The following is a 26,811-nucleotide window of genomic DNA, read 5'->3' on the forward strand; positions in this document are numbered from 1 at the left end:
AAAGACCTTTTCATATCATAAAAAAATCTTCCTTGCCGAAACAAGGAAGACTTATTAACCAGAAAATCATCTAAGATTATTTCCGGTACTAACTACAACACAACATCTATCTTTACATTGATATTACCACGGGTAGCTTTTGAATAAGGGCATGTTGCATGGGCTGTTTCCACAACCTTTCTGGCTTCATCCATTGGCAGTCCCGGTAAATGGATCTGTAAATGAGTCTGCAGGAAAAATCCTTCGTCATTGGTAGCCAGATCTACGGAAGTGTTGACTGCCAGATCTGGAGGAAGAACAACTCCGGTTTTTGAAGCCCCTAGATGCATGGCTCCTATAAAACATGCCGACCATCCCGCTGCCAATAGCTGCTCCGGATTGGTACCGTTTCCTTTCGTGCCGGGGGATGTCAGTTCTATGTTGAGTTTACCATCATTGCTTTTTGCTTCCCCATTTCTTCCCCCGGTTACGACAACATTCCCAGAATATACTACTTTGCTAATGTTTACTACGGTTGTATTTTCTACTTCTTGAATTCTGTTTGATTCCATATTTTTATTATTTATTTAGATTGAACAAGATGACTGTTAAAGCTTTTTCCTTAAATCTTTGAATGCCGCTCTAAGCTCTTCTGTAAAGACCTGTGGCTGTTCCCATGCAGCAAAGTGTCCTCCTTTTGATGCTTTATGATAATAGTATAATGTAGGATAGGCACTTTTTGACCAGCTTTCTGGAGCTTGGTAGATCTCATGGGGAAATACTGAAATGGCTACAGGAACCTTTATATCTTTTGTTTTTTGTGCTTCAGAGCTGAAGTTGTTCTTATTATTTTCCCAATAGAAACGTGAAGAAGATGCACCGGTATTGGTAAGCCAATACAGGGTAATATCATCCAGAATCTTATCACGGCCTATTACATTTTCAGGGTGAAGGTTGCTTTCACTCCATTCGGCAATCTTTTCGTAAAGAAATGCTGCTAAAGCACTTGGTGAATCAGAAAGCAAATAGCCCGTAGTCTGTGGGCGTGTTACCATCATTCCTCCATACGCTGCATTTCGTCCAAAGAAAGTACTCATTGCGTTATAAGCCTGCAGTTCCGAAGCCGAAAGTCCGGTTGGCGCTGGATCACCGGCATTGATAGGTTTTACCAGATCAGAGGGAATAGTGGCCGGCATAGTAAGATGAATGCCCAGGAGACCTGAAGGAGCCTGTTTTGCTAATGCATCAGATATTACAGAGCCATGGTCACCACCTTCGGAAACATATTTTTTGTAGCCAAGTCTTTTCATCAGCACATCCCAGGCTTTGGCAACGCGATCTGGATTCCAGCCCAATTCAGTGGGGATTTCTGAAAAACCATACCCCGGAATAGCTGGTATGATGACATCAAACGCATCACTTGCTTTTCCTCCATACTTTACGGGATCAGTCAGCGGACCGATAGCATCGATGAACTCTAGCGGAGAACCTGGCCAGCCATGGGTAAGGATGACAGGCATCGCATTGGATTCTTTTGAACGCACGTGAATAAACTGAATATCAATACCGTCAATCTTTGTTACAAATTGTGGAAGAGCATTGAGTTTATTTTCTACTTTTCGCCAATCATATCCGTTGCCCCAATAAGTAATCAATTCTTTTAACTGTGCGAGTTGAATTCCCTGGGAAGCATCTTTCACGGTTTCTTTATCCGGGAATCTGGTTTCAGAGATCCTTTTTTTCAGTTCGTCCAGCTGAGATTGCGGGATGTTGATGTGAAAAGCCCGAATACTGGAATCAGATTTTGATGATAAAGAAGTCTCTTTATTATTTTGCGCTTTGGAAATGGCAGGAGTACTTAGAGTAAAAGTGGCTGCTAACAGGATGGTGGAAATTGTTGTTTTCATTGTTTTTGTTGTATTAGATTTAGATTTGTTTTTCTTTTTTGATGAGACAAAATTATGCTCCGAGAAGTGCCTGGGAAACAGGTAATTTGTTCAAGTAGTCATATTTCGTATCGAAATAGACATTCCAGATGGTGAACAGGAAAATGATTTGGGACATAGGGATGAATCTGGTGAAAAAGAAATACTAAGGAAAGCCGTTCATTTCTCATTTTTTTTGTAGTTTCGTTGTGCTGCCTATCACATTATATAAGCTTTTATGAAACGAAATTTTATCAATCAGGAAGAACTTTCTGATAAATTCTGGAATATTGAATATTCTGGAACTACACAAAAAATAGCATTCGGGAAAACCGGAACCAAAGGACGTGAAACCAGTAAAGAATTTGCCGACGAAAAAGAATGCATTCGGGAATCTGAAAAACTCATCAGCCAAAAGATAAAGAAAGGATATACCGAAATTCAGGAGAACGAAGAAGTCCCTCAGAAAAAAGAACTTTCAGAAAATGAAAAAGCAGATATTTATTTCTGGGAAGCGATCGAAAAATCCAATACCTATAAAAAAGCCCATTGGAGCGAATATGATATGGATGAACACCTGGAAAATCTAACGGCCTATCTTGCTAAATTTGGAAAAGAAAGGCTTATACTTTTTGAAAAGACGCTTCAGGAAAAATTGAACGAACTGTATACTGCCGAAATTGCTGAGCTTTCCTTTATCCTTGAAGGTGATTTCAAGTCAGAAAACGGAACCTATGTCTTTGATGGCTTCCTTTCTGATGACGGATTTATTTATTTCCGATGCTGGCTGCTCCTTAAAGGAAAAGAATTCTTTGAAGACATTACAAAAGATATCCAGTCATTTGTAAGCGGAAAATACAGCTTTAATATCGGTGATTGCTGGGGGGAGGGACTTCTGTATGTCTCAGATGAAGCTTACTCCGAAAATCATGACAACGATGATGAGTCAGAAATAAGAGATGCAGTGGATGAGCGGTATCCGGATAATCATTATGACAGTATGGACCGCCAGATGAACAGAGAGCTAAAAGAGGGGACTGATCTCCAGAAGATGTATCCGAAATTGGTAAAAGAGATCTGTGAATTGAGAAAATAAAAGACTTCTTAAAAAAAGATAAAATAAGCTCCGTTTTACACAAAAAACGGAGCTTATTTTATGATCGTATTTCTTTAAAAGACTATCCGTGAGCTTCTACAGATACATCATTCCATTCTTCCCAAAGCTTTAATCGCTGTTCATAATTGTGCTTTACAAATGGAAGAGCTACTTTTCCAAGCAATAAACGCAAAGGAGGGTTTTCCGTTTCTACCAATTTTATAAGGGCCGGTGCTGTAGCATCTACACTTCCAAAAGAGGTTTCAGATTCAGCAAAGGCTTTTTTAACGCCATCATATGCCGGATTGCTTTGGGTATTAATTCCTGTATGCCAGATATTAGAGGCATAGCCGTTAGGTTCTACCAAAGTCACGTGAATTCCAAATTCTTTCACTTCCGTAGCTAAAGTTTCACTTAATCCTTCAAGAGCAAACTTAGAAGCATTATAAAGTCCCATAGTGGGTAATGTTGCCAATCCTAAAATGGAAGAAACCTGAATAATATGACCACTTTTCTGATCTCTCATGATAGGAAGAACAGCCTGTGTAAGCCATAGCGTTCCAAAGAAATTGGTTTCAAACTGAGCTCTGGCTTCCTGCTCATTCGTTTCCTCTACAGCCCCTGTTAAGGCATATCCTGCATTGTTGATTAAGATATCAATGCTGCCGAAGTGCTGATGTACTTTCTGAACCACAGTTAAAGATTCTTCCCGTTTGTCGACATCTAATGTTAAAGCTAATACAGAATCTCCATATTTATCTTTTAAATCATTAAGGGTTTCTACATTTCTAGCAGTTGCTGCTACGTTGTATCCTTTTGCTAAAAAGGCTTCTGCCCAGGCTTTTCCAAAACCTTTTGATGCTCCTGTAATTAAAACTGTTTTTGACATTGTTTTGTTTTTTATTAATTGTTACGAGTATACTTTTTTATAAAGTTTAATTTTACTATGTGACCGATCGGTCATTTTTAGGATAAAAAAAATTACATGCTATTTTCTTCAATCATTTTTTTCAGACTATTGCCAACAACCTCCATTCTCTCATTATTGCCAGACACTCTGGACATTAAATGACCTCCTTCAAGCATCGCAAAAAGAACGGTCGCAAAATCTGCCGGATTCCAGTCTGCTTTGAACTCTTTATTGGCAATTCCCTTTTCTATAATGCCGGAAAGCAGGTCTTGGCCTTGTTTAATGGCACGGTTCACTTTTTCTTTGACGATAGGATTAGTGTCATCAGCCTCTGTTCCAAAATTTAATAAAGGGCAGCCTCCAACAACCGGTGGGTGATTGGGATCACTGAAGAAATCGATATAAGCCAATAATTGCTCTTTGGAAGTTTTATGTCCGCTCAAAGTCCTTTGAAGCTTGTCGCTTAAGATTTTCATATTATGCTCAACGGCTGCGCAGGCAAGAACTTCTTTATTTTCAAAATGAACATACATACTGCCTTTAGACAATTTGGTTGCCTCCATAATATCACTCATAGAAGTAGCTGCAATCCCTTTTGTATTAAAAATTGGAGCGGCTTGTTCTATAATGAACTGTCTGGTTTCTTCCCCTTTTGCCATGATGAATCTTAATTAGGGTACAAATATATGACCGATTGGTCATAAAAACAAAATATTTTTTACTTTTTTTAATGTAGATGTTGTAAATTGTATATAATCAATAAGTTAATTTTGTTTGAGTGATTTGATTAAGCCTAATGGAACAGGTCTGAAGAATGTGAAATTACCTTAAAAATAAGAGAAATTGAAGTTATAAGACTCTATCTTCAGGGATTAAAAATAGAAGAAATTGCAGAACAATTGTTTGTGTCACCTAGTACAGTGAAGTTTCACAGGAGCAAATTGTTTGAAAGAATTGGGGTGAAAAATATTAGAGAAGCAATATCCTACGTAATCACAAATAATTTGATTTAAATTTTACTTTGTGAAAATTTTTCAGGCAGCAAATATTGAAGAATAAAATATTTTTCCCCGGGCTACTTTCAGTTTTTAAGATATTGAAAACGGTATGTTTTTGACGTAATACCATTTTTGAGAATTGCCCCTCTACAAAACTATAGAGGGATAATAATTCAGAACAGCTTAATTAAGCTGATAATTGGCGATCACTAAACTCAGGATAAAGTGAACATAGTTTTCTTCTACGTCTTTTCTATTGATCAATCTGTTTTTGTACTCGTAAGAATTCAGGTCTCTGGATAATCTCTGATACGTTTCAAAATCATCACCTTTTATCTTTACTCTTACATTACCATCTCTTCTGTTGACAATTACGTTATCTAAAGTTCTTACTTTAAATAAAACTTCACATAATGTTGGACGAGCCCTCATTGACCCGATATATCTTTCAACTATATTAATCTTGAACGAATCAAATATGACGGTATTAAAAACAATTTTAGAATTTGGCTCCTGAGTGTTGAGTTCAAGTTTATAGTGCATTACTTTTAAATTTTCGCAAATATAAGTTTAATTATACCAAAAAACAGACTGTTTTAATAGATCATTCCCATAATAATGATTGAATTTTATTCTTCTGAAGGAAAAGTATATGAAAATGTGAATATTAGTAGCTTATAAATGAGGATGAAACAGAGTTAGAATAAATTTTTTCTTTTCTTTTATTTTTTTCCTTATTCGCATTTACGTAATTTTATTGTCTGTATAACAAAATACATATAATATCAATATAATGGATAGATATAGTTATGGAATGGTTGGCCTTGGAGTAATGGGGCGGAATCTTCTTTATAATATCGCTGACAACGGATTCTCAATTGCAGGATTCGACCTTGATCAGGAGAAAGTTAAAGAATTAGAAGAGGGAGCTGCTTCTGAAATGAAAGTAAAAGGTACAGGCTCTTTAGAAGATTTTGTATCAGCATTAGAGACCCCAAGGAAAATTATTCTTATGGTTCCTGCAGGAAAGCCTGTAGATGCAGTCCTGGAAAATATTACCCCGCTTTTGGATGAAGGTGATATCGTGATTGACGCAGGAAATTCTTATTTCGAAGATACCAACAGACGTGTTGCCGATCTGGCATCAAAAAAGCTGCACTTTATGGGAATGGGAGTATCTGGAGGTGAAAAAGGAGCCAGAACAGGTCCCAGTATCATGCCTGGAGGAGATTTGGAAGCTTTCAAACTTCTGAAACCCATGCTTGAAGCTATTGCTGCAAAAGTAGACAACGAAGCATGTACAGCCTATATGGGGAAAGGATCTGCAGGGAACTATGTGAAAATGGTACACAACGGTATTGAATATGCCATCATGCAGCTTATCAGTGAAGCTTATGATCTTCTTAAAAGAGGAGCAGGCTTAAATAACGATCAGCTCTATCAGGTTTTCAAAGAATGGAATAACGGTGAAATGAACTCTTTTCTGATTGAGATCACAAGAGACATTTTTACACAGAAAGATACATTTACAGACCAATATCTTGTTGACCAGATTTTAGATAAAGCAGGAGCAAAAGGAACCGGAAAATGGACTTCTGAGCAGGCTATGGAAATCGGAGTTTCTATTCCTACGATTGATATTGCGGTAACTTCAAGAATTTTATCAGCATATAAAGAAGAGAGAGTTCAGGCTTCCAAAATATACGCTGAAAAAGAAATAACAAAACCGGAAGATATAGAATTGTTTATTAAGGAAGTGGGCGATGCTCTTTTCCTTTCTACATTGATTAGCTATGCACAAGGATTATCTTTATTGGTAAAAGCATCTGGAGAATACGGTTTTGAAATTCCGTTGAAAGATGTTGTGAAAATCTGGAGAGGAGGATGTATTATCCGTTCGGTATTATTGGAAAAATTCTATTCTGCCTATACACAAAACCCTAATCTGTCTAATATTCTTCTTGATCACGATATTTCTGAACTTGTAAAATCAAAAATTAAAGCCCTGAGAAAAACAGCAAGTTATGCTGCTGCTAACGGAATTTCAAGCTTAGGAATTCAAACCACTTTGGGATATTTTGATGCTTATACTACAGAATCTTTGCCGGTGAATCTGATCCAGGCTCAGCGTGATTATTTCGGAGCTCATACTTATCAGCGTATTGATAGAGAAGGAGTTTTCCATACATCTTGGCAAACTGCAAACCAATAAAATTCGGAAAAAATGAATCAAAATAGAGTCTTGCAGCCAACAAATATTGTTATTTTTGGTGCTACAGGAGATCTGGCAAAAAGAAAACTTTTTCCGGCATTTTATAACTTATATATCGACGGGAGAATGCCCAAAGGCTTCAATATTATTGCTTTGGGAAGGGCAGAAAATACCGATGAGAATTTCAGAAATTACATCAAAGAAAATCTTGAGAGCTTCTCCAGAAAGAAAGTGACTTCTGAAGATTGGGCTGGTTTTCAGGCTCATATTACTTACTTTCAGCATCAATTGGATGAGGAAAATTCTTATAAGTCTCTTCAGCAGAAATTACAGGATTTTGATGCCGTTTACGGAACAAGAGCCAATAGATTGTTTTACCTATCAATCGGACCTAATTTCATTTCAACGATTTCCAACCATATCAAAAGTACATCATTAGCTTCTGATCCGAAAAGAGACCGTATTATTATCGAGAAACCTTTTGGTCATAATAAGCAGTCGGCGATTGAGCTTAACAGTCTTCTGGCAAAAACATTTGAAGAAGAACAGATCTATCGTATCGATCATTATTTAGGAAAAGAAACAGTACAGAATATATTAGCTTTTAGATTCGGGAACTCTATTTTTGAACCATTATGGGATCATAAATACATAGAATCTGTACAGATTACTGTAGCTGAGGAAGTAGGGGTTGAGACAAGAGGGGCTTTCTACGAACAGACGGGAGCTTTGAGGGATATGATTCAGAATCACCTGTTGCAGATCCTTTGTATGGTGGCTATGGAACCACCTGCATCATTGCAGTCAGGTGAGATCAGAGATCGTAAAGTTGATGTTCTGAAATCTATTCGAAGAATCTCTTCAGATCAGGTTGATCATTATGCGGTACGAGGCCAGTATGCGAAAAGTATCGTAAGCGGAGCAGAAGTAAAAGGATACCGCCAGGAAAGCGGAATTGCAGAAGATTCCAATACAGAAACTTTTGCGGCCATAAAATTCTATCTGGATAATGAAAGATGGCAGGATGTTCCTTTCTATGTTCGTACCGGAAAGAAAATGAAAGAAAAGCACTCTTATATAACCATTCAGTTTAAACCGCTTCCTCATTCAACATTTTCGGATAGTCCGCACCATTTGTCAGCTAACAGGTTGATTATTAATATTCAGCCAGCAATGGATATTAGGTTGCAGTTCATGACAAAAAAACCGGGCTTGACATTAGATTTGAAACCAGCAGAAATGATTTTTGATAATTTTGCCTGCCAGGATGATACTCCAGAAGCTTATGAAACCCTTTTACAGGATGCTCTTTTAGGAGATCTTACTCTATTTATGCGTTCTGATCAGGTAGAAGAGGCGTGGGATGTTGTCACAACAATACAGGAAGCCTGGGAAAACAATAAAGATTTATCTTTCCCCAATTATAAAGCGGGAAGCTGGGGTCCGGAAGACAGTAATGCCTTGGTTGAAAGACAAGGACACAGCTGGGTATAATATAAAATTTAAACAGAAAAAAAATGAATATTACAGTATTTGACGACTTGGAAAAACTGTACACAAAGGCAGCAGATACTTTTGTTGACCTTTCAAAAAAATCTATTCAGAAAAATGACCGTTTTGTGGTGGCGCTAAGTGGAGGTTCTTCTCCCAAAGCCATTTTCAAGCTATTGGCGACCCAAAAGTATGCTGAACAGATTGAATGGAATAAGGTTTACTTCTTTTGGGTTGACGAGCGATGGGTTCCTTTAAATGACAATAAAAGCAACTTCCGAATGACGGATGAGTCGCTTCTCAGTCTGGTACCCGTTGATAAAGCTCATGTTTTTCCTATGTATGCTGAAGGAATAACTCCTGAGGATTATGCAAATTCATATGAACAGCAGATAAGAAATGTTCTTGGTGATGAAGGCGTTTTTGACTTTATCCTTTTAGGAATGGGAGATGATGGTCATACAGCATCTTTATTCCCTGGTGAAGCAGTTTTGGAGGAAAAAGAAAAATGGGTATCCGCTTATTATCTGAAACCTCAGGAAATGTTCAGAATCACTTTAACTGCACCGTTGATCAATAAAGCAGAAAATATTCTGGTTATCGCATTTGGTGAATCCAAAAAACATGCATTAAATGAAGTGTTAAACGGTGAATACAATCCCGCATTATATCCACTGCAGCTCATTGAAAGAAAGCAAGGATTTGAGTTTTTTACAGACGAAAAAGCAAAAGGGTAATCGCCTTTACTCTTTAAAAATAGAACCCTTACAGACTTGTAAGGGTTTATTTATATAAGATGATATTACTTTTTAGAGACTATTTTGTCGGCCATTTCTATATATCCGGTATCTGAGGTATCTTCAAGAATGATCTGGGGTTTCAGGCCTTCTCCTACTTTATCATATTCTTTTTTATCCCGGTCAATCGTATTGCCTATAGTCAGTGCGATAAAAGCTCCGTCCGAAAGTTTGTATTCCTGATTTCCAGATGTTAATCCCTGAGTTTTCTCCCCAATGATTGTTGCATTTTTCTGTCCTACAAAAGCAATTGCACAGAACTCTCCGGAGCTTGCCGTTTTTTTATTGACCATTATAACAATGGGCTGGGTGATGGGTTTGGGTGCTTTTTTAACGGTAAACTGGTGGGTAACTGTTTTTCCTTCCGAAAACTTTCCGTCTTTATAATTGAAAAAAAAGCGGCTTCCTGTAGCATCTACAGTTCCTATTACATTGCTCTGATTCAGCATAGGAGATATGGAGGCGAGCATGGGATAAAGCATTCCGCCATAGTTGTCTCTGAGATCCAGGATCCAGCCTTTAGGATTTTGAAGGGCAAGCTCTTCAATTTTTGTATAAAATGTATTTACAAATTCGTCCCATTCTTTGAAATTATAACAGGCGATAGGGGGTACTTTAATGTAGGCAATCTTTCCGCTGGTCATTTTTGATTCAATAACAGGGAACTCCTGACCGGTGGCTCTGTATCCAAGAACATAAGCCTTAACCAATTCCGGAGGATAGAAATTGGAATGAGCGTCTTTCAGGGCGCTTAGTGCATCTTTGATGATGGGATAGGTAGACTTGATATCCTTCAGATCTTTTGCTTTGCGGCGGCTGTCGGTATATAAAGAATCCCATTTAACAAGGTTTTTATTCACAGATTTAGCCTTCATAATATCAAGAGCTTTCACTACATAGTTCTGGATACTGTCTGTTTGTGCATGAAGGGTTTGTCCGGTTGAAATAAGAAAAATTACAATTATAAAACACAATTTGTTCATTGCTGTCAATTAAGTGGGGTAAAAGTAGTATTTTTTACTGTGTAATGATGTATTAATCTTAAAGTTATCAGAATATGGATGAATAAGTAAACAGTAATTTTAGTATCCATCAATAAAAATTCCACAACGTCCCAATATCAGGACCTCATGGAATTTCTAAATGTTTGGTAATGTATAAAAGAATATCTCAGTTATTCCAACACGGAACCATCAGTATATACAACTTTCTGTACGTCAAAATCAAAAATTAAATCTTCAAATTTTGCAGACGCTATTTTTTTATCATCATTGGAGAATTGGTTATAATCGAAAGCAGCATCACCTTTAAAAGTAGTATTTGCCGCAATTCTGTCATCTGTAAAATCCATGCTGTAAGAATCTCCGATCTGTTCCCCCAAAGCATTAAAAATCTTAAAACTGATCTTCGCCGCTTTTATCTCTTTAGATGATTTGTTCTGGAGAGCATATTTGAATAGATTGTAATCCTCCAGTCTTCCGGCATCAAAGTTACTTGGGACATATTCTTTGGCAAAAATAGTGACGGTAACAGCATTTTTCATTTTCTGTTTTCTTTCCTCAGCTTCCTTTTTTGCTTTTTCTGCTAAAGCATCCTCTTCGGCTTTAAATTTTTTGGCTTCATCCAGAATATTCTGATACGTCTTGTTTTCCAATGATTCGCCTTTTAATTTAGCTCTTATCAGCCATCCTGCAAATAATCCGGCATCCTTCTCATTCCATTTCTTGCTTTCACCGATCTCTTTAAGATCCTCAGTTATTGTCGCTTCATTATATTTTTTGCTGGTAGGATTTGAGCAGGCGGTTAAAAATATCAAACCGGCTGCTATTAAAATTTTTTTCATGATTTTCTTCTCTGATTATTAGGTTTTACAATATTAGTGACCTCTGTAATTTAAAAACAGCATCATTAGAGATCTAATGATACTGCCGCATTTAATGTTTTTACCTTAGTTGCTTGTGTTCGAAATGTTCATTTTTTCCAACTCAAATAGTGCTTCTATATAAAATGGTTATTAGTTTGAAGCAAATATACAAATTAAGACACTATGTAGTGTCTAAAAATGAAAAAAATTTAAAAAAAATTTCAATTAGTGTTTTGTCCTATCGATAAAAGTCAATGTTAGAGGGCATTTAAAGAAGATTTTAGAATCAAAAAAAAATAGATTTAATTCAAAAAATTGAAATGTAAGAGGTGTTCATTGAGTATAAAATCTAAAAAATGCTTTTCAGAAATAAAAACAGCACCATTATATTGATAATGATGCTGCTTGAGTAATGTTTTCCCTCAGTCATTGAATGTTGAAACATTTTGAACTGAGGGAACTAACGATACAATTTGAACTCTCTTAATCACGCAACTTCAATCGTTACTTTAAATAAAAATGGTTATTAGTTTTTGCAAATATATAAATTTAGACACTAAAAAGTGTCTAAAAACGAAAAAAATTTCATAAACTTGTAGAATTGAAAGTTTACCATGGAAAGAAAGTCAGTAGCAGGAAGTATCCGGAACAAAGAACGCAGTATAAAAAAATTTTTAGATGCCGTGGGGAAGATACTTCGAACAAAAGGGTATACTGGATTGAAGGTGAATGATATTGCTGCTACAGCCGGGGTAGATAAGAAAATGATCTATACTTATTTTGGGGGGATGGATGGTCTGATAGATGAATACATCCGATCACAGGACTATTGGAGTAAAGTAACTACAGAAGAAATTGAAAAAATAAAGCCCAAATTAGATGATGGAGGCAAATCATTCATGGAAAACATGCTGCTTTCACAGTTTGATTATGTTTACGAAAACAAAGAAGCACAAAAATTACTTCTATGGCGCTTATCTGAGCCCCGAAAATCATTGAAAAAACTGACCGATACACAGGAAGAAAACGGTGAATATATTTTTAAACTCCTGATGGATTCCCATTTCAAAGAAAATGCAGAAGATGTGCGTTCTATTATGGCTATCATGGTTTCAGGGCTTTATTATCTCAATATGTATGCTGCTATAAATGGTAGCATTTTCTGCGGAATAGACGTCAACAGTTCTAGAGGAAGAGATAAAATCAAAAAAGCGATTTCTTTTTTATTAAACCATACTTATGAAAACCTGTAATGTTCAGGTAATAGAAATTGTAATGGAGGAAAGTTTTCAGTAAAAAAAAACAAACCATTAGAAATCTAATGGCTTGTTATGGGTTGTGTTTCTACCTTAGTTGTTTCGTGTTCGAAATTGTCTTAAAGTAAGGGAACATAATAATACAATTTAAATTGTTTATTTTTCCAACCTGAATAGTGTTTTAATATATAGATGGTCTTAGTTTCTACAAATATATATAAATAAGACACTATAAAGTGTGCAAAATGATATTTTTTTTTAATTTATATTTAATTCGTTGATTATCAATGTAATTATTTTTAATATTAAAAATAAAATCTCCTTATATTGGGTAATAATTCCCCATTTGCATTCCCAAAAATAAAATAATACCGTCTTTTCAAGCCTTGAAATATGAATTTCATTCACAAAAAAAGCACATGTTGCTTATAATATCCTTTTAAAAGATTTATTTACTTTCTTCAAAAAATAAAAAAACGGCATCATTATAGAAAATGACGCCGTTTGGTTGTGTTGTTACCTCAGTCGTTAATGTTCGAAATATTTTAAACTGAGGGAACTAACGATACAATCTGAACTCTCTTAATCATGCAACTTCAATCGTCACTTTATATAAAATGGTTATTAGTTTGTGCAAATATATACAATTAGATGTAATTAGACACTATTTGGTGTCTAAAATGATAAAAAAAATTCTTAAACTTGTATGATAGAAACTTGAATTATGGAAAGAAAGTCAGCATCGGGGAGTATTAGGAACAAAGAACGCAGTAAAAAGAAGTTTTTAGATGCCGTTGGGAAAATTCTGAAGACGAAAGGATATGCAGGTTTGAAAATCAATGATATTGCTGCGACAGCTGGGGTAGATAAAAAGATGATCTACACCTATTTTGGCGGGATGGATGGCCTGATGGACGAATATCTCCGTACACAAGATTTTTGGGTGAAAGCAACAAGTGAAGAAGTTGAAAAAATGAAGCCGAACCTTGAAGACGGAGGAAGACAGTTTATTGAGCATATGCTGCTGTCACAATTTGACTATGTGTACACCAACAAAGAAGCTCAGAAATTATTATTGTGGACGATATCTGAACCCCGAAAATCATTAAAAAAACTGATCGATACTCAGGAAGAAAACGGAGAATATATTTTTAAATTATTGATGGAGTCCCGTTTCAAAGAAAATATGGAAGTGTATCGTTCTGTTATGGCCATTATGGTTTCAGGGCTTTATTATTTGAATATGTTTGCTTCCCTGAATGGCAGTGTTTTTTGCGGAATAGATGTCAATACGCCAGAAGGACGTGCCAATATTAAAAAAGCAATATCTTTTATGGTAGATCAAACGTATGAGGGATTGTAATATTTGGAAAGGTATTATGCTGTAAGAAAATAAAAAGAGGCAGTAATCTGCCCCTTAGTTTGTATCATTGATGAGTAATTGACCAGCAATTATTGACAAATAGTCACTCATTTCATTTATTATTTTAATAAGATATCATTAATTTTAGCCAATAGGTTTTGTCTCATTTTTGAATTTCTTTGATTGAGAAGAATGATGAAACCCCAGTTTTTAGCTCTGTTGTAGCATATAATTGAAGATTGTCCCATGGAATCTCCCGATTTTAAATAAAGGGTGTCACCGTCATCCGTAGAAATACTTACCCCTAGCCCCATTTCTCTTTTTTCATCTTTATAGAAGATCTTTTCTGTAAGGATTGCCGCTTTACCGATGGTTGTTTCCTTATTGAGAACGCCTTTTAAATAGAGAAGCATATCAGAAGCGTTGGATTTTACCAATCCGGCAGGAGCTGTAATGTTCCATTTGAAAAACTCCTGAATACCGCCCTCAGGATTATGACCCACAGTTCTGTTTTTTACATCAAAATCTTTAGTGAATGTATTATTCATCTGCAAAGGTTTTATTATTTTCATTCTGATAATTTCGTCGTAGCTCTTGCTATATACTTTTTCTACTATTTGTCCCAGCAGGGTATATCCAATAGTAGAGTAGCGGTATTTGCCATAATCGGTCAGTTCACTGCAATTATTGATAATATCGGCTAATGTTTTCTGAGTTACACTACTGACAGGTTGTTGTGGATTAAGCTCTACGAGTTTTCCGAAATCAACATCAGGTAAGCCGGACTGATGGGAAGCCAGATCTGAAATTTTTATTTTATTTCTAAGGTTTTTATGGAGAACATAGTCTTTGGGAAGATAACTGTCTATATAATCATCCAATTTTATTTTATGGTCAAGAGCAGCTTGTGCAATTAAATTAGACGTTAAAATTTTAGTAATGGATGCAATTTCAAATAAGGAATTTTTATCAATTTTAGCAGACGTTTCTGCATTCAGATTACCATAGGCGGTAAAGTATTTCTCATTATTTTTGATCAGACCAACGCTGATTCCTACGTCAGGATTTTTTTGAAAATTATCCTTTATTAATGAATCTATCTTTTGGTTTACAGTCTGTCCAAAAGTAAAAGTGCTTAATAATAGCACGGCTAAAAAGTTGAATGAAGTTTTCATTGTATCGTTATTGATGGTTAAACATTATTATGATACAAATGTGAGAAAGAAGCCTATCCTATGCGACCGAGTACATGTAATCGGGCGGATTTGATCAGAAAAATGAGTTCGGATACTTTGAAAAAAAGTACGAGTAATTACAATGTGTTGTTTTGTAATGTTTTACGATAAGTGGTCGGGGTGTTTCCAGTATGTTTTTTAAAAGCAGTATTAAAAGAAGATTTTGAATTAAAACCCACTTCATACAAGATTTCAAGAATCGTTACCTTAGTTTTTGTAACATCTTTTAAAATATCCATAGCATATTCTATACGATAAGTATTCACGAAATCATAAAAATGCTGTCCTAGCTTATGATTGATCAAAACAGACAATTCACGGGTAGGAATTCCAATATGATCAGAAATATTCTGGATCGTGATAGAAGGATCCAGAAAAGGCTTTTCTGCGGCCATATAATTCTTTAATTTCGACAGCTCCTCATTATATTCTTTTTCCTGTACCGCTTCAGGCTCTCTCTTTTCTTCCTCTAAAACAATATCGGAGACAAGCTTTAATTTTGAATTAATGCTTCTGAATAAACCGGGATTGTTGAGTGCTTTGAATAAATACCAGCAAACAATAAAGAGCTGGGCGACCTGAATGCCAATTTTTATCAGCTCAGAGAGGTACGGGTAATCTGAAAATTTTAAAATGTTTTTTAAAAGAACCGTTAAATAAATAACAGCCAGTACACTGGTAAACTGGAACAGCCAGCTATAGGAATTGATGCTTGTACCAGAGTAATTCTCGAGATATAGTTTTTTTGCCTTTCTCAAAAGTATAAAAACAGCAGTAAAATAGGTAAATGCCTGTATATGAAAAAGAATATGATTGAACTGGAGCTCTATCATATGTTGACGATTCATAATAAAATCAATTTTAGAAGCCGTATCCACTGAATAAAAACGGGGGATCAAAGCGATGTTTGCTGCTAAAAAAGGAAGCAGGTGTAAGAGATATTTAGGCTTAAATTTAAAATCAGAGTAACAAACTGATACTACATACAGGTAAAAAACCGGAATCTGTAGAAAGGCAAGCGTATTTCTGAGCATTCCAAGATTGGAAGGAACATCACTTATTAAACTCAATAAAGGTTCGCCGGTGTCTATTGCAGTGATGATGAGAAAAAATGCCAAAAGATAATTGCTCGTTTTATGCTTTGTTTTGACTGTAATGAGAAAAAAGGCAAGAAAAAATGAAACGAACAGAGAGATTACTGTCACAATAATTAATAAATTACTCTTATCCATTTTTTATTTTTTTGTTCATAGTTGGGTAGTCTTTTTTTGTTTGTATCTGAACTTTTCGTGGCCAAAATGAGCCTTGAAATCCAAAATCAAACTCTGCAAATATAAAAATTAGATTGAAGTAATCTATTTTTTTTTACTACTAGTGCTAATGCTATAAACGATCTGAAATCAAAAGGCAGTAAATCATAGTTTTATGTTGTTTTTTGATATGGGTAAAATGGCATTTGTAAAGGTAAATGATCCTATACGAAGAGGTTTTTCACACAAATAGGAGACCACAAAGGCCTCCTATTTTTTATTCCGGATATTGATGCAGTTAGATACCACAAATTTTTTCAATATTACCCTTTATGATAAGGACATCCTGAAGCAGCATGAGAAGTTCCGGCAGGAGCAAAGAACTGATTTTCGATTACTTCTCTCTGGTCTTCAGGAATATCTTTCAGCTTACGAAGCGTATTTACCTGGATATGAGGCCAGCTTGTAGTACCTCCGTCGTTTCCGAAATCAAATTCGAAAAATACAATTTGCTCGTATTGAAGCTGAAGAATTTCTTTTCCGTCTTCAATTACCGTTTCAATCCACATATCCATATCCACTTCAACAGTAGGAACAAAACGATTTACAAAAGGAACATTTAAAACTCCTCCCTGCGCTCCGGTTTTCATTTTGGATGACATCTTAACGTGAACGTAATTGCTCACTTCCTGACCTCTTAATGTATCTCTAAGCCTTAGATCCGGTCTTACAGAATAAGGATATAAATCGTCTGCCAATATTCTCTGGGTATAAATTTTGTTTGAACCCGGATCATTTTTATCATTTAAAGTTTCATGTACCCAGTCCGGTGCAGGTTTATCAAGATCAATGATATTGTCTGGTGTTACTCCCGCGTTACCCATCGTGCGTGAAATGGCGAGATGATTAGTGTCCCATGCTTCTTTACCATAAGGGAATTTAGGAGAACCGTCAATTAAATAAATGGTGTCACCTTCAGAATTTCTTTGAGCCGCAATATCTCCCAGTAAAGTAATGGTACTTCCATGAGGAATGACGCCACTTCGCGAAATAGAGTAGTCCGGAATAAAATAAGGACCATCAACTCCTGCTCCCGGCTTTATTTCCTGTGCCGGAATAATCTCATAATAAGGCTGTCCCGGTTCCAGCTGGCTCAGAAGGATATACTTTTTTTCTTCCCCGTCTGGTGTTACCCTTACCAAAGGTTCATCTCTGTATTCTCCCGTATATCCATACTTCTCAGCATCTTCTGTTGAAAAAGCATGAATACCACGGTCTCTTTTAATAGATTCCTTCGTTGCAGCATGATTGTAGACATCACTCAGCCATAGATACATCCCGTTTTCTTCATGAATAGGAGTGTACTTTAAAGCGTCTTGCCCTTCCACAGTATTCACACTTTTGATACTTTGCTCGTATTTAACAGCTCCGCAGAAAAGTTCACTTGCACCACCACGGTTACGAACTCCACCGGGAACGATAGAAAATGTTAGCTTCTCAATATATTCTTCACTGTCAAAAGCAAATTTACCGGGAATGGTACCGGAATTGGTACCAGGAGAAGGCATAATGGTAGTATGCACTCCGCTCGCTAATGAAGGTTTGGTAATGTCTTTATTGTAATTCACATTATAACTTACCCAGGTTCCGTCAAGTGCTTCAAGAATTCCATAGTCTACACTATCTTCTATTGCCTGCAGATTTTCTTCTCTAAACGGTCTTACCGGATCGTCGATAAGAAGTTTTGAATATCCGTCCATTAATTCTGCCAAAGATTCCTGGTTCTGACCTGGCATTTTACGGAATAACTGTTCACCTCCCGCTTCGGGACTTTCTTTTTTTCTTTTAAGCATGATGTATCGTTTTTTAAGGGTTATAAATTGATGTATTCGAAAGTAGGACCTGCATTAGTCTGAGAGTCCAATGGTTGTTTCATCAGACCTACTGCCTGCTCTTTCAGGGCATACATGTACATAATGGATTTTTCCAGTTCTCTTTGATTTCCTTCCACGGCACTTTGAATAGCATCTAATAAACGCTTATAGGTTTTATTAAACTCAACGCCCTGGGCATATAGTTCTTTATTCTCTTTATAGTCTTCAAGCTTAGGATTAGGTTTCATCGGGTATGCCTGGTTCCAGTCTACAGGTAAATCTTTTCCTGTAGGTGGCGTAGTGACAGGCATCATGCCGTTTTCATCCATAAAAGGTTCGTAGTTTCCTCCAAGATAAAAATGCTCATGGAAAACCTCTTTAAATCTGAAATAATGAGCCAATTCCACTCCTTCTTCAAACTGTGACGGATCGACATCAAAAATAGAATCGTCAGCCCCTTCACCTTGTCCTTTGATTTCCTGGAAAACGGCAATTACCCCAGCCAAAGCTTCTACAGAGTGTAGTTTCCCGCCACTTCCGTAATATTGCTCAGGACGGATCTGTTTTGCAGGGTTTCCCGTGAAAATTCCTCCGGTATTGAGTTCCTCGAAATTCTTGGGAAGGCTTCCATATTCTTTGTAATACGCCATGATTTGGAAAACAACAATATAGAAGAATAAAGCATCGTAATATTCACCGATGGTATGTACGTTTTCCATAATGAAGCCTTTCATGTTTTCAAGAGTCCAGAAGTTGTTTTCCTGTACAGCAGCTCTTTGAGAATATAAGGCTGAAGAATCAGTTTCATGATCATATTTAGGAGCTTTTACCAAAGGATTTCCCGGGCTTTCAATAGCGATAAATGTTGCAATGCTGTTTGAGGAGAAGGTTTCCAGACCAACATAGAAATCAATATTCATGGGTAATTTCATAGGATAGGTAGGATAGTTCTCCTGCTGGTTGACAGAGGGTTGAATATCGATGGCGTTCAGGACATTACAAACCATAATCAGGTGAAGCATTTCTTCCACAGCAACACTTCTGATAATCTGGGAAGCCAGAGCATTGGTTCCATCCTTTATTGAATACAAAGCAGTAAGGTAAGGAGGAATGGTAGAGTGTTCGATAAGAATAGCTGTCTGTAAAAGGTCCTGTAAAACCGGACGGTAATCCACATCAACTAAGTCTTTTTTTACTTCTGAAATTTCTGAACCTGATTGAGATTCCAGATAAGCATTAAATTCTTTAATCCGATCATTGAGCAAAAGGCTCGTCACCATTTTGCTGTGGTGTTTAACTCCTTCAACCCAATCTTCTTTGCTGAGCGTTGAATCAAATAATAAAGAAGGTAGTGAAACGGCTTCTGCAACGACAGCACTTCTGCCTGCCATATTGGATCCTTTTAATAATGTTTCCTGTGGTTGTTCTGTTTTATTGATAAGTCTTTGTCTCATGTTTTTATTTTTTAAGTTGAATTTCAAGATCAGCAAGGATAGATTCTACCGAACGGATCGTGAATGCTGATAAGGTTAAAGTAGGATTTGAAGTTCCTAGAGTAGTCATATTTCCAGCTCCTACAACGTATAAATTCGGGTGATCCCAAGTTTTACAGTAGCTGTTGGTTACAGAATCTTCTGCTGTAGAACCCATTCTGTGAGTTCCTACAATATGGCCTGCACCGTTGTAAGAATATCTTACACCGTTGTAGATCACAGAGTTTTTGTCTTCCACAGTATATTTTGTAAAATCCTCAATCCCTAATCTTTTGAACATTTGGTCCGAAGCACTTTTTGCCTGCTCCATAGATCTCTTTTCGTATTCCGTCAGTTCATAATGAATAACAGGACGAGGAATACCCAGAACATCCAGATATTGATCATTAATAGTTACCCTGTTGTTTGGATTGGGAAGCTGCTCGATCTCAAAGTGGAACAAAACCTGCTTTGAAAGCCTGTTGGTAAGCTTTTCTCTTAATTCTGCCCCAAAACGTTTTTCTTTGATAAAGTAGGCCACATCAGAACCTGGAGAAAATGCAGGCCATCCCCATCCCCAGTTGTCAAGAGGAGAAATCCATGCAGAAAATTCACCTCTGAAATTTCCGTCACGGAAAGATGAAATGTTTGTAGTCGAACCGGGACCTCTGTACGGATATACCGGTTCTGGGAAAAGTCCCCACGTAAGCATTACCATATGATCCATCAGGTTTCTTCCTACCTGGTCACTGCTGTTAGCAGCCGTTTTTACAACATTGTTAACGGCATATTTGGAGTTCAATAAAATTTTTGGATTTTCAAAAGCATTGGCTGCCAGAATTACGATAGAGTCTGAAGTGTCAATAGCTTCTTCAACAAAATCTGTTTTCTCCCTTGAAGTATATCTTCTCAGATGAACTTTGGAAATTTTATCTTTATTATCCTGATCCACACTTAATTTATAAACCACACTCTGAGCCTGAATCTGCATGTATGGATTACGCTTAAGATTTTCATTCTCATTAATTTTGTATAAAGCTTTTTTCAATGTTTTTAAAGCATTGTATTTTGCCTGAACCGGACAGATCGGAACACAGGATGCATTTCCTTCGCAGCGTTCTCCCATATAAGGGTTCCATACAGAACCAAGAGCTTTGTATTCTTCCTTTTCTGAGCTGTCTAAAACAAGTTTGTATCCCGTTTCTTTAGGTTCAGCTTTGATGATCTTTGTTTTTCCGTATTTTGGGTTCGGAATAGAATTTCTTCCCTGTGGAGAAGGTACCATCAATAAAGGAATTTCTCCTGAACTTAGCGCTACACTTGTCCCTTTAAGTCCCTCAATGATCTTATGATCCATATAACTCTGAGGAATTTCTTCCATCGGGAACACATAATCTCCATAATATTCTTCCATATTCTCAGAAATAGGATATTCCTGTCTTGAAACATCTCCTGAAACTCCTATTTCAAATTCTGCCATTTCATAATAAGGCCTTAGTTCTTCATAATCTATTGGCCAGTTGATGGGTGTTTTTTCTTTAGAATCCGGCTTATCTATTGTAATTCCGTATTTCTCTGTAAGTTTGAAATCGTTCGGAAGCATCCTTGGAGTAGTTCCCAGCCAGTGAAGGGTAGTCCCTCCGCCCACTCTGATAGCATCACTCGCAAACGGCATTGGCCCAAACTGAACCAGATATCCCTTTTTATCAGGAAATGGTGGGATAATATGCTCCATATCGAGTACATTCGGAGAAGGAGCCTGCTTTAAATTCGGATAGGGGGAGTTGGGAACTTTGGCTTCTTCCATATAAAAAGTTCGCATATACTCATTATATGTAGTCATTGAAGACACGGAATCCAGCTCCAGACCGGCTTCTAATCCCGCTTCGTACATCAGGATTGATATTTCACGGATATTGTCAGATTTTCCGGCATCTGCACGGTGGATCATTTTTCCTTTTGTTACATCAAATACATGGTCAGTCAGCAGTTTTGCAATAAGAGATCCTGCGATCCCCGTTCCTACGATGATGACATCTTTTTTATGGTTGATCTTATTCATGAGTTGTTGTTACAGGTTTAATATTCCATGATTTGTAGCCAGGCTGTTTTGCTCCGGGTGGATGAGAATGCATCAGGTTCCAGACAAGGCCCTCTTTGTAAGAAAGATCATTGATATAGGCTCCTTCCCAGGTTCCCAGATACCACATTGTAATAATCTTCCCGGCAATATCATTCATTCTTGGTTTTGCTATAATTTCGGATTGAATGGCTTTTTTTAACTGATCTTCATCGGAAGAGCTTTCAAGAATATTTTTAGAAACAGTAAGGAATTCCACAAAAGTAGCTGCATCTAAGCTTTTGAGAACGTAAGTGTAATAGGTTTCTGCCAAGCCAGTAGACTGTAATTCGTTGACCGTAAATCCGGCAAGCGCTTCCGAGATAGACATAAACACGTCGAAATAGTAATCGTCGACGTTGAGGATTTTGTTAATAATGTTCATTTCGTTAAAAATTTGGGTTAGATATCTTCAACTCCTTTCAACAGGAGATGATCATGCCGATTGATCTATAGCTGCAGAATTTTTCAGATACCATCTCTTTTCTCAGAAATGAATGCATGTCTTTCAAGCGATCCATAGTTATCAATTTTTGTTAAATCGAAATTAATCAGATCCTGTTAGATAAGATTCAGTATTTCTACGTAATTTATAGTAGTTATTGTTTGTGATTTTGTACGTAATCCTTTATACATAATGGTTTTTGGAAGTTTTGTTTTCACCTAGTTTAGAATTAATTTAAATAATGTGGTAGGATATTTTGTATTTAAAATAGGTATAGATGATACTGATATTTGAAAATAAAACACTGAAATTATGTAAGATGAAAATGATTTTTAAATCTAAAGAGGAATAGTCTTACCTTAGGCGTCAAAGAAATAAAATACTGCAGTTGTTTCTATAATTATAATCCGAATACAATCAATTGTTTCAAAACCATGAAAAAACTTACTTTAACCATATTATGCTTGATCTCTTTTGCTTTATCAGCGCAACAACTGAAGGATAAAAAAGAAACCGCTTCTCATTTGTCCCAAAATATAAAAGAACAGTCGGTACATCAATCCGTTCAGCTCGAAACAGACAGGATATTTGATAAGTTGGTTACTGTTAGGAGAAGCTTTCATGAAAATCCGGAACTGGCAGGCAAGGAAGTGCAAACTCAGGAAAAGATTAAACAATATCTGCTTGATTTAGGATTGGAAGTTCAAACGGATATTTACGGATATGGTGTTGTAGGAATCCTGAAAGGGGATAAGAAAGGAAAAAAAATAGCCTGGAGATCGGATATGGATGCATTACCCAATGATTATCCGGATCCGGAGACATTCAAATCGAAAGTAAAAGGTGTTCAGCATGGTTGTGGTCACGATATTCATATGGCGGTTGGACTAGGAATTGCTGAAGTTCTTGCAAAAAATAAAAAATCATTAAAAGGAACCGTTTACTTCATATTTCAAGCTGAAGAGGAAACTTTCAAAGGCGCAAAAGAAATGCTGAATAACGGGTTGCTTTCCAAAATACATCCTGAAGAAATTTATGGATTGCATGTAACTGCAATACCAGCTGGACAGATCATGGTGAAACCTAATGAAATGTTTGCCTATCAAAAGAAAATAAGGATTCAGTTGAAAAATGGATTGTCAGAAGAACAGACCAAAGAATTAACAAAAAAGATCAGCAATTCTTTATTTCGTGCTTCTTCCGGAAGTAAACCATGGGAAATACATTCTATGGTTGATCCTAAAATCGGGCTGACAAATCCGAATACTATTTTCAAAGATTATCTGTTCATAGACGGAAATTTTGCCGCCTATTCTAAAAATAATGAATCTTTTCTTGAAGCATATGTATATGAGACGAATGTCTCTAATGTAGATAAGATAATTCCAGAAGTTCAAAAGATTATCGAGGATAATGGTTACAAAGACCAACTTCTTTCTGTTTCATTCACGCAGGGAAATCCAACTGTTATCAATAATGAAAAATTAACCCATTCAGTGACAGAAATCCTTCAGAATATGTATGGGAAAAATACAGTTGCCATAGCTTATGGGCAGGTTCCATTTTTTAATGATGACTTTGCTTATTTTCAACAAAAAATACCGGGAGTTTACTTCTTTCTTGGTGGTTCCAATTTTGAAAAAGGAGTGATTGCAATGAATCATTCTCCTAATTTTCAGGTGGATGAGGAAAGTATCAGAACCGGAGTGAAATGCTTTTCATCGTTAATTATAGAACGTCTTAATAGCAACTAACCTTTTATTGTAATACGATCTATTTCAAACAAAACTTCTGGTAAAGAAGTGTATTCTATATAAAAAATGCTGTCCTTAAAAAAGAACAGCATTTTTAATTTTTTACTCTACAACAATACTTTCAATGCCTTTTTGCAATGCTGTGTCCTGAATAACCGGAACAGAAAGTCCTTCTGCACGGACAACAGAAATATCCGTCATTCCCATAAATCCTAAAGTTTGTTTTAAATAAGGAACTACAAAATCATAAGCCTGCCTTTCACCTTCAGAATAAACACCACCACTTGAAAAAGCAAGATATACTTTCTTGTTTTTCACCAGACCTTCAGGACCGTTTTCACTGTAGCTGAAAGTTTTTCCTGCCCTTGCAATATGATCAAGCCATGATTTCAGCGTAGAAGTGATACTGAAATTATAAAGCGGAGCTTCAATAATGATAATGTCAGCCTCATGAAGCTCAGCAATCACCGTATCAGAAAGTTTTACAGTTTCCAATTGCTCAGAAGTACGGTTTTCTGCAGGAGTGAAGAATGCATTGATATGGGCTTCTTCCAAGTGAGGAAAAAGAGGATTGGTCAAATCACGTTTTTTGAAAATACTGTCAGGATATTTTGCGGTAATTTTTTCTACAACAGCATTTCCCAGTTTTTTGCTGACCGATGATTCGCTTCTTGGGCTTGAGATAATATGAAGTACTTGTTTCATTTTTTTATTTTTTAAAATTGATGTTTCAAAATTATCTATATTTACTAATAAAAAGATAGTAGTTACCAAAAGGTTAGTAATAACATTTAGGTTAGTAACAATAGAAAAAAATAGAATGGAAGAAGAAAAAATAGTGTATTCAAGGCCACAATGCAGCACTCATCTGTCTGCAACTGAGGATGCTTTATACGTTCTTGGCGGGAGATGGACCATCCGGGTCATGATTGCTATTCTTGGCGGACATACACGGTTCAATGAATTACAGCGGACCATCAATGGAATTTCGGCACGCGTGTTATCCAGTGAATTAAAAAAACTGGAGGTCAATCATTTGGTGGAAAGAACGGTTCTCATCGATCACAAGCCCGTTTTGGTAGAATATGTTCCTACAGAATACAGTGAGTCACTGAAAGATGTGATTGCAGCCCTGGCTGATTGGGGGGTAAAACATAAAAAGAAAATTACAGCCTGATAACACAATAGAAGAGTAGGTTAGTATCATGAAATGCTGCATTTTTGCTGTATTTTATGAGTTGCACCATTCATTATACTTTATATACTTTTACTCAATTAATAATGACAAGATGATCATATGCGAAGAATTATTATTTTCCTGGGGAGCCAGTCTGGAAAAATATGAAGCTGGAGATGTTATTTTTCAGGAAGGAACTACTGCAAAATATTATTTTCAGATAAAGGATGGCACTGCGAAACTGAATACCTTTTTAGAAGATGGGAAAGAATTTGTTCACGGCCTTCCCTTTGATGGTCATTGCATCGGTGAGAGTTACTTATTTACAGACCATCATTATGCAGTCAATGCGATTGCAGTTACCACCTGTGAAGTGATTAAGATTTCTAAAACCAAATTCCTGCAAATACTATTGGAAAATCCCACATTAATGCTGGAGATTAATAAATATACAGCTGACAGGATGCATTTCAGGTATTTAATTTCCAGTTTTCTGGCCATTTCGGATCCCATTATAAAACTTAGGAAGCTTTTTGATCATATTAAAGACTATTTCGGTTTTGAAGAAGCTTACTCATTCCTGATTCCCTATACCAGACAGCAAATAGCTACTCTTACCGGTCTTCGGGTAGAAACGGTGATCAGATATGTCAAAAAGATGCAGGAGCAGGAACTTGTTAAAATTGAAAGCTCTAAAATTTACTATTAGTGTTCAGTGATTTACTTTAAGATCAATACTGGCTGATGGGTATTTTGGTAAATTCCTTCAGAAATACTTCTGCTTGCCAGATAATACAAAAAGCTGTGCTCACCTGGTAGCGCAATAATAAGATCAGCCGCATGGGAGGTTGCGAAAGTCAGAATACCATTAATAACATCTTTATCATAAGAATAATGAATACTGCTCGGAATTTCCGTTAAATGTTCGCGGATATAGTCTTCCAGCTCCCTTTTTTTATCCTCATCCTCTTTTTCACTGGTTTTGATGTTTAAAAACAACAACCGGACATCTTGTTTATGAATAACAGATTTGTGATGAAATAATCTCTGTAATCTTTTAATTCCCTTTATATCGCAAGGAATAAATATATTTTTAATAGGAGTGTAGTGGTAGCTGTTGGGAACAATTAAGGTCTTTACAGGGCTGGTTCTTGCAATGCTTATAATATTATCAGAAACAAAACTTTCGTTAGAAGAAGTTGGATCGTCACTGCCCAGAAGAATCAGTTCTACAGACGGTTCATTCTTTAAAAGCTCATTGATGCTTCTGGTAAGAGCCCAGTCACTTAGCACTCTGGAAACCTTGAGGTCAGGGTGTTTTTCTGTAATGATACTGCTTAACTGATCAAATAATAACTCTGTCCTTTGAAGCAGATTATTGAGGCTTTCTTCATTCACAAATGAATGCCCTTCTGCAATATGCAGATAATCAAACTCAGATTCTCCTGCTGTTTTCAGTAAGATGATGTTTTGATATTCATAGGTTTTTGCCCAGTCTGCGGCAACTCTTACTGCATTTTCCGTAGTTGATGTAAAATCAATGGGTACAAGGATTGTTCTCATAGTATATCATTTTTTTGATCCTGATTCTTCC

Annotated in this window: 25 protein-coding genes; 10 read left to right on the forward strand and 15 right to left on the reverse strand. The window is 36.4% G+C overall.

Annotation, left to right across the window (positions count from 1 at the left end):
- Window positions 1–92: 92 nt before the first annotated feature.
- Together LF886_RS11060 and LF886_RS11065 are read right to left on the reverse strand one after the other, a co-directional pair.
- Window positions 93–551: an organic hydroperoxide resistance protein gene (locus LF886_RS11060; protein WP_236854142.1), complete on the reverse strand. Its 459-nt coding sequence runs from the start codon at window positions 549–551 to the stop codon at window positions 93–95.
- 36 nt (window positions 552–587) lie between these two features.
- Window positions 588–1,886, reverse strand: a complete 1,299-nt coding sequence (locus tag LF886_RS11065; protein ID WP_236854143.1) for an epoxide hydrolase family protein — start codon at window positions 1,884–1,886, stop codon at window positions 588–590.
- Between the two features lie 256 nt (window positions 1,887–2,142).
- Here LF886_RS11065 and LF886_RS11070 point away from each other — a divergent pair, with 256 nt between their 5' ends.
- Window positions 2,143–3,000 (forward strand): DUF4240 domain-containing protein, encoded by an 858-nt coding sequence (locus LF886_RS11070; RefSeq protein WP_236854144.1) that lies wholly within the window; start codon window positions 2,143–2,145, stop codon window positions 2,998–3,000.
- Between the two features lie 82 nt (window positions 3,001–3,082).
- On the opposite strand, the gene LF886_RS11075 is transcribed toward LF886_RS11070, so the two are convergent.
- Both LF886_RS11075 and LF886_RS11080 read right to left on the reverse strand, forming a co-directional pair.
- The gene (locus LF886_RS11075; protein ID WP_236854145.1) at window positions 3,083–3,889 is read right to left on the reverse strand and encodes an SDR family NAD(P)-dependent oxidoreductase; all 807 of its coding nucleotides are present in this window, start codon (window positions 3,887–3,889) and stop codon (window positions 3,083–3,085) included.
- 92 nt (window positions 3,890–3,981) lie between these two features.
- Entirely contained in the window at window positions 3,982–4,569 is a 588-nt protein-coding gene (locus LF886_RS11080) for a TetR/AcrR family transcriptional regulator (RefSeq protein WP_103235193.1), read from the reverse strand.
- 219 nt (window positions 4,570–4,788) lie between these two features.
- Between LF886_RS11080 and LF886_RS24115 the strand changes: the two genes are divergently transcribed.
- Window positions 4,789–4,923: a response regulator transcription factor gene (locus LF886_RS24115; protein ID WP_410685631.1), complete on the forward strand. Its 135-nt coding sequence runs from the start codon at window positions 4,789–4,791 to the stop codon at window positions 4,921–4,923.
- Between the two features lie 168 nt (window positions 4,924–5,091).
- Here LF886_RS24115 and LF886_RS11085 read toward each other — a convergent pair whose 3' ends face one another.
- Window positions 5,092–5,451, reverse strand: coding sequence for a prevent-host-death protein (locus LF886_RS11085; RefSeq protein WP_103233266.1), 360 nt, complete (start codon window positions 5,449–5,451; stop codon window positions 5,092–5,094).
- Between the two features lie 250 nt (window positions 5,452–5,701).
- Here LF886_RS11085 and gndA point away from each other — a divergent pair, with 250 nt between their 5' ends.
- The 3 genes from gndA to pgl are packed head-to-tail and all read left to right on the forward strand — an operon-like array spanning window position 5,702 to window position 9,348.
- Complete coding sequence (gene gndA / locus LF886_RS11090) at window positions 5,702–7,120, forward strand: NADP-dependent phosphogluconate dehydrogenase (protein WP_236854146.1); 1,419 nt, start codon at window positions 5,702–5,704, stop codon at window positions 7,118–7,120.
- A 12-nt stretch (window positions 7,121–7,132) separates the two neighbouring features.
- Window positions 7,133–8,614, forward strand: a complete 1,482-nt coding sequence (gene zwf, locus LF886_RS11095; protein WP_236854147.1) for a glucose-6-phosphate dehydrogenase — start codon at window positions 7,133–7,135, stop codon at window positions 8,612–8,614.
- A gap of 23 nt (window positions 8,615–8,637) precedes the next feature.
- A complete protein-coding gene (pgl, locus tag LF886_RS11100) occupies window positions 8,638–9,348 on the forward strand; it encodes a 6-phosphogluconolactonase (protein ID WP_236854148.1) in 711 nt (236 codons plus the stop codon).
- Between the two features lie 65 nt (window positions 9,349–9,413).
- On the opposite strand, the gene LF886_RS11105 is transcribed toward pgl, so the two are convergent.
- Both LF886_RS11105 and LF886_RS11110 read right to left on the reverse strand, forming a co-directional pair.
- Window positions 9,414–10,391, reverse strand: a complete 978-nt coding sequence (locus LF886_RS11105) for a S41 family peptidase (RefSeq protein WP_236854149.1) — start codon at window positions 10,389–10,391, stop codon at window positions 9,414–9,416.
- 191 nt (window positions 10,392–10,582) lie between these two features.
- Entirely contained in the window at window positions 10,583–11,251 is a 669-nt protein-coding gene (locus LF886_RS11110) for a hypothetical protein (RefSeq protein ID WP_236854150.1), read from the reverse strand.
- Window positions 11,252–11,886: 635 nt separating this feature from the next.
- Between LF886_RS11110 and LF886_RS11115 the strand changes: the two genes are divergently transcribed.
- Both LF886_RS11115 and LF886_RS11120 read left to right on the forward strand, forming a co-directional pair.
- Window positions 11,887–12,525: a TetR/AcrR family transcriptional regulator gene (locus LF886_RS11115; RefSeq protein WP_236854151.1), complete on the forward strand. Its 639-nt coding sequence runs from the start codon at window positions 11,887–11,889 to the stop codon at window positions 12,523–12,525.
- Between the two features lie 727 nt (window positions 12,526–13,252).
- On the forward strand, window positions 13,253–13,891 hold the full coding sequence (locus LF886_RS11120; RefSeq protein WP_124536915.1) for a TetR/AcrR family transcriptional regulator: 639 nt from the start codon (window positions 13,253–13,255) through the stop codon (window positions 13,889–13,891).
- 119 nt (window positions 13,892–14,010) lie between these two features.
- Here LF886_RS11120 and LF886_RS11125 read toward each other — a convergent pair whose 3' ends face one another.
- The 6 genes from LF886_RS11125 to LF886_RS11150 form a co-directional block, all read right to left on the reverse strand.
- A complete protein-coding gene (locus LF886_RS11125) occupies window positions 14,011–15,066 on the reverse strand; it encodes a serine hydrolase domain-containing protein (protein WP_236854152.1) in 1,056 nt (351 codons plus the stop codon).
- A gap of 137 nt (window positions 15,067–15,203) precedes the next feature.
- Window positions 15,204–16,358: a helix-turn-helix domain-containing protein gene (locus LF886_RS11130; protein ID WP_236854153.1), complete on the reverse strand. Its 1,155-nt coding sequence runs from the start codon at window positions 16,356–16,358 to the stop codon at window positions 15,204–15,206.
- A gap of 341 nt (window positions 16,359–16,699) precedes the next feature.
- A complete protein-coding gene (locus LF886_RS11135; RefSeq protein WP_236854154.1) occupies window positions 16,700–18,229 on the reverse strand; it encodes a peroxidase, FMP-type in 1,530 nt (509 codons plus the stop codon).
- Between the two features lie 20 nt (window positions 18,230–18,249).
- Window positions 18,250–19,704, reverse strand: a complete 1,455-nt coding sequence (locus LF886_RS11140) for a ferritin-like domain-containing protein (RefSeq protein ID WP_236854155.1) — start codon at window positions 19,702–19,704, stop codon at window positions 18,250–18,252.
- A gap of 4 nt (window positions 19,705–19,708) precedes the next feature.
- The gene (locus LF886_RS11145) at window positions 19,709–21,784 is read right to left on the reverse strand and encodes a GMC oxidoreductase (RefSeq protein WP_236854156.1); all 2,076 of its coding nucleotides are present in this window, start codon (window positions 21,782–21,784) and stop codon (window positions 19,709–19,711) included.
- A complete protein-coding gene (locus LF886_RS11150) occupies window positions 21,777–22,226 on the reverse strand; it encodes a hypothetical protein (protein WP_236854157.1) in 450 nt (149 codons plus the stop codon). Before LF886_RS11150 ends, LF886_RS11145 begins: the two co-directional genes overlap by 8 nt.
- A gap of 494 nt (window positions 22,227–22,720) precedes the next feature.
- Here LF886_RS11150 and LF886_RS11155 point away from each other — a divergent pair, with 494 nt between their 5' ends.
- Window positions 22,721–24,040, forward strand: coding sequence for a M20 family metallopeptidase (locus LF886_RS11155; RefSeq protein ID WP_236854158.1), 1,320 nt, complete (start codon window positions 22,721–22,723; stop codon window positions 24,038–24,040).
- A gap of 102 nt (window positions 24,041–24,142) precedes the next feature.
- On the opposite strand, the gene LF886_RS11160 is transcribed toward LF886_RS11155, so the two are convergent.
- Window positions 24,143–24,745: an FMN-dependent NADH-azoreductase gene (locus LF886_RS11160; RefSeq protein WP_236854159.1), complete on the reverse strand. Its 603-nt coding sequence runs from the start codon at window positions 24,743–24,745 to the stop codon at window positions 24,143–24,145.
- A 115-nt stretch (window positions 24,746–24,860) separates the two neighbouring features.
- Here LF886_RS11160 and LF886_RS11165 point away from each other — a divergent pair, with 115 nt between their 5' ends.
- Together LF886_RS11165 and LF886_RS11170 are read left to right on the forward strand one after the other, a co-directional pair.
- The gene (locus tag LF886_RS11165) at window positions 24,861–25,217 is read left to right on the forward strand and encodes a winged helix-turn-helix transcriptional regulator (RefSeq protein WP_124536932.1); all 357 of its coding nucleotides are present in this window, start codon (window positions 24,861–24,863) and stop codon (window positions 25,215–25,217) included.
- 112 nt (window positions 25,218–25,329) lie between these two features.
- Complete coding sequence (locus tag LF886_RS11170; protein WP_236854160.1) at window positions 25,330–25,926, forward strand: Crp/Fnr family transcriptional regulator; 597 nt, start codon at window positions 25,330–25,332, stop codon at window positions 25,924–25,926.
- 11 nt (window positions 25,927–25,937) lie between these two features.
- Here the strand turns inward: LF886_RS11170 and LF886_RS11175 are convergent, their stop codons facing one another.
- Entirely contained in the window at window positions 25,938–26,780 is an 843-nt protein-coding gene (locus LF886_RS11175) for a universal stress protein (protein WP_236854161.1), read from the reverse strand.
- Window positions 26,781–26,811 lie beyond the last annotated feature (31 nt).

The sequence above is a fragment of the Chryseobacterium sp. MEBOG07 genome, from assembly GCF_021869745.1.
Classification (GTDB): Bacteria; Bacteroidota; Bacteroidia; order Flavobacteriales; family Weeksellaceae; genus Chryseobacterium; species Chryseobacterium viscerum.

Coding starts and splice junctions, on each gene's coding strand:
- LF886_RS11135 (WP_236854154.1), bottom strand. CDS start 18,229: ATGCTTAAAAGAAAAAAAGAAAGTCCCGAAGCGGGAGGTGAACAGTTA.
- pgl (WP_236854148.1), top strand. CDS start 8,638: ATGAATATTACAGTATTTGACGACTTGGAAAAACTGTACACAAAGGCA.
- LF886_RS11170 (WP_236854160.1), top strand. CDS start 25,330: ATGATCATATGCGAAGAATTATTATTTTCCTGGGGAGCCAGTCTGGAA.
- LF886_RS11085 (WP_103233266.1), bottom strand. CDS start 5,451: ATGCACTATAAACTTGAACTCAACACTCAGGAGCCAAATTCTAAAATT.
- LF886_RS11165 (WP_124536932.1), top strand. CDS start 24,861: ATGGAAGAAGAAAAAATAGTGTATTCAAGGCCACAATGCAGCACTCAT.
- zwf (WP_236854147.1), top strand. CDS start 7,133: ATGAATCAAAATAGAGTCTTGCAGCCAACAAATATTGTTATTTTTGGT.
- gndA (WP_236854146.1), top strand. CDS start 5,702: ATGGATAGATATAGTTATGGAATGGTTGGCCTTGGAGTAATGGGGCGG.
- LF886_RS11150 (WP_236854157.1), bottom strand. CDS start 22,226: ATGAACATTATTAACAAAATCCTCAACGTCGACGATTACTATTTCGAC.
- LF886_RS11060 (WP_236854142.1), bottom strand. CDS start 551: ATGGAATCAAACAGAATTCAAGAAGTAGAAAATACAACCGTAGTAAAC.
- LF886_RS11130 (WP_236854153.1), bottom strand. CDS start 16,358: ATGGATAAGAGTAATTTATTAATTATTGTGACAGTAATCTCTCTGTTC.
- LF886_RS11140 (WP_236854155.1), bottom strand. CDS start 19,704: ATGAGACAAAGACTTATCAATAAAACAGAACAACCACAGGAAACATTA.
- LF886_RS11175 (WP_236854161.1), bottom strand. CDS start 26,780: ATGAGAACAATCCTTGTACCCATTGATTTTACATCAACTACGGAAAAT.
- LF886_RS11110 (WP_236854150.1), bottom strand. CDS start 11,251: ATGAAAAAAATTTTAATAGCAGCCGGTTTGATATTTTTAACCGCCTGC.
- LF886_RS11145 (WP_236854156.1), bottom strand. CDS start 21,784: ATGAATAAGATCAACCATAAAAAAGATGTCATCATCGTAGGAACGGGG.
- LF886_RS11105 (WP_236854149.1), bottom strand. CDS start 10,391: ATGAACAAATTGTGTTTTATAATTGTAATTTTTCTTATTTCAACCGGA.
- LF886_RS11065 (WP_236854143.1), bottom strand. CDS start 1,886: ATGAAAACAACAATTTCCACCATCCTGTTAGCAGCCACTTTTACTCTA.
- LF886_RS11120 (WP_124536915.1), top strand. CDS start 13,253: ATGGAAAGAAAGTCAGCATCGGGGAGTATTAGGAACAAAGAACGCAGT.
- LF886_RS11075 (WP_236854145.1), bottom strand. CDS start 3,889: ATGTCAAAAACAGTTTTAATTACAGGAGCATCAAAAGGTTTTGGAAAA.
- LF886_RS11080 (WP_103235193.1), bottom strand. CDS start 4,569: ATGGCAAAAGGGGAAGAAACCAGACAGTTCATTATAGAACAAGCCGCT.
- LF886_RS11160 (WP_236854159.1), bottom strand. CDS start 24,745: ATGAAACAAGTACTTCATATTATCTCAAGCCCAAGAAGCGAATCATCG.
- LF886_RS11155 (WP_236854158.1), top strand. CDS start 22,721: ATGAAAAAACTTACTTTAACCATATTATGCTTGATCTCTTTTGCTTTA.
- LF886_RS11125 (WP_236854152.1), bottom strand. CDS start 15,066: ATGAAAACTTCATTCAACTTTTTAGCCGTGCTATTATTAAGCACTTTT.
- LF886_RS11115 (WP_236854151.1), top strand. CDS start 11,887: ATGGAAAGAAAGTCAGTAGCAGGAAGTATCCGGAACAAAGAACGCAGT.
- LF886_RS11070 (WP_236854144.1), top strand. CDS start 2,143: ATGAAACGAAATTTTATCAATCAGGAAGAACTTTCTGATAAATTCTGG.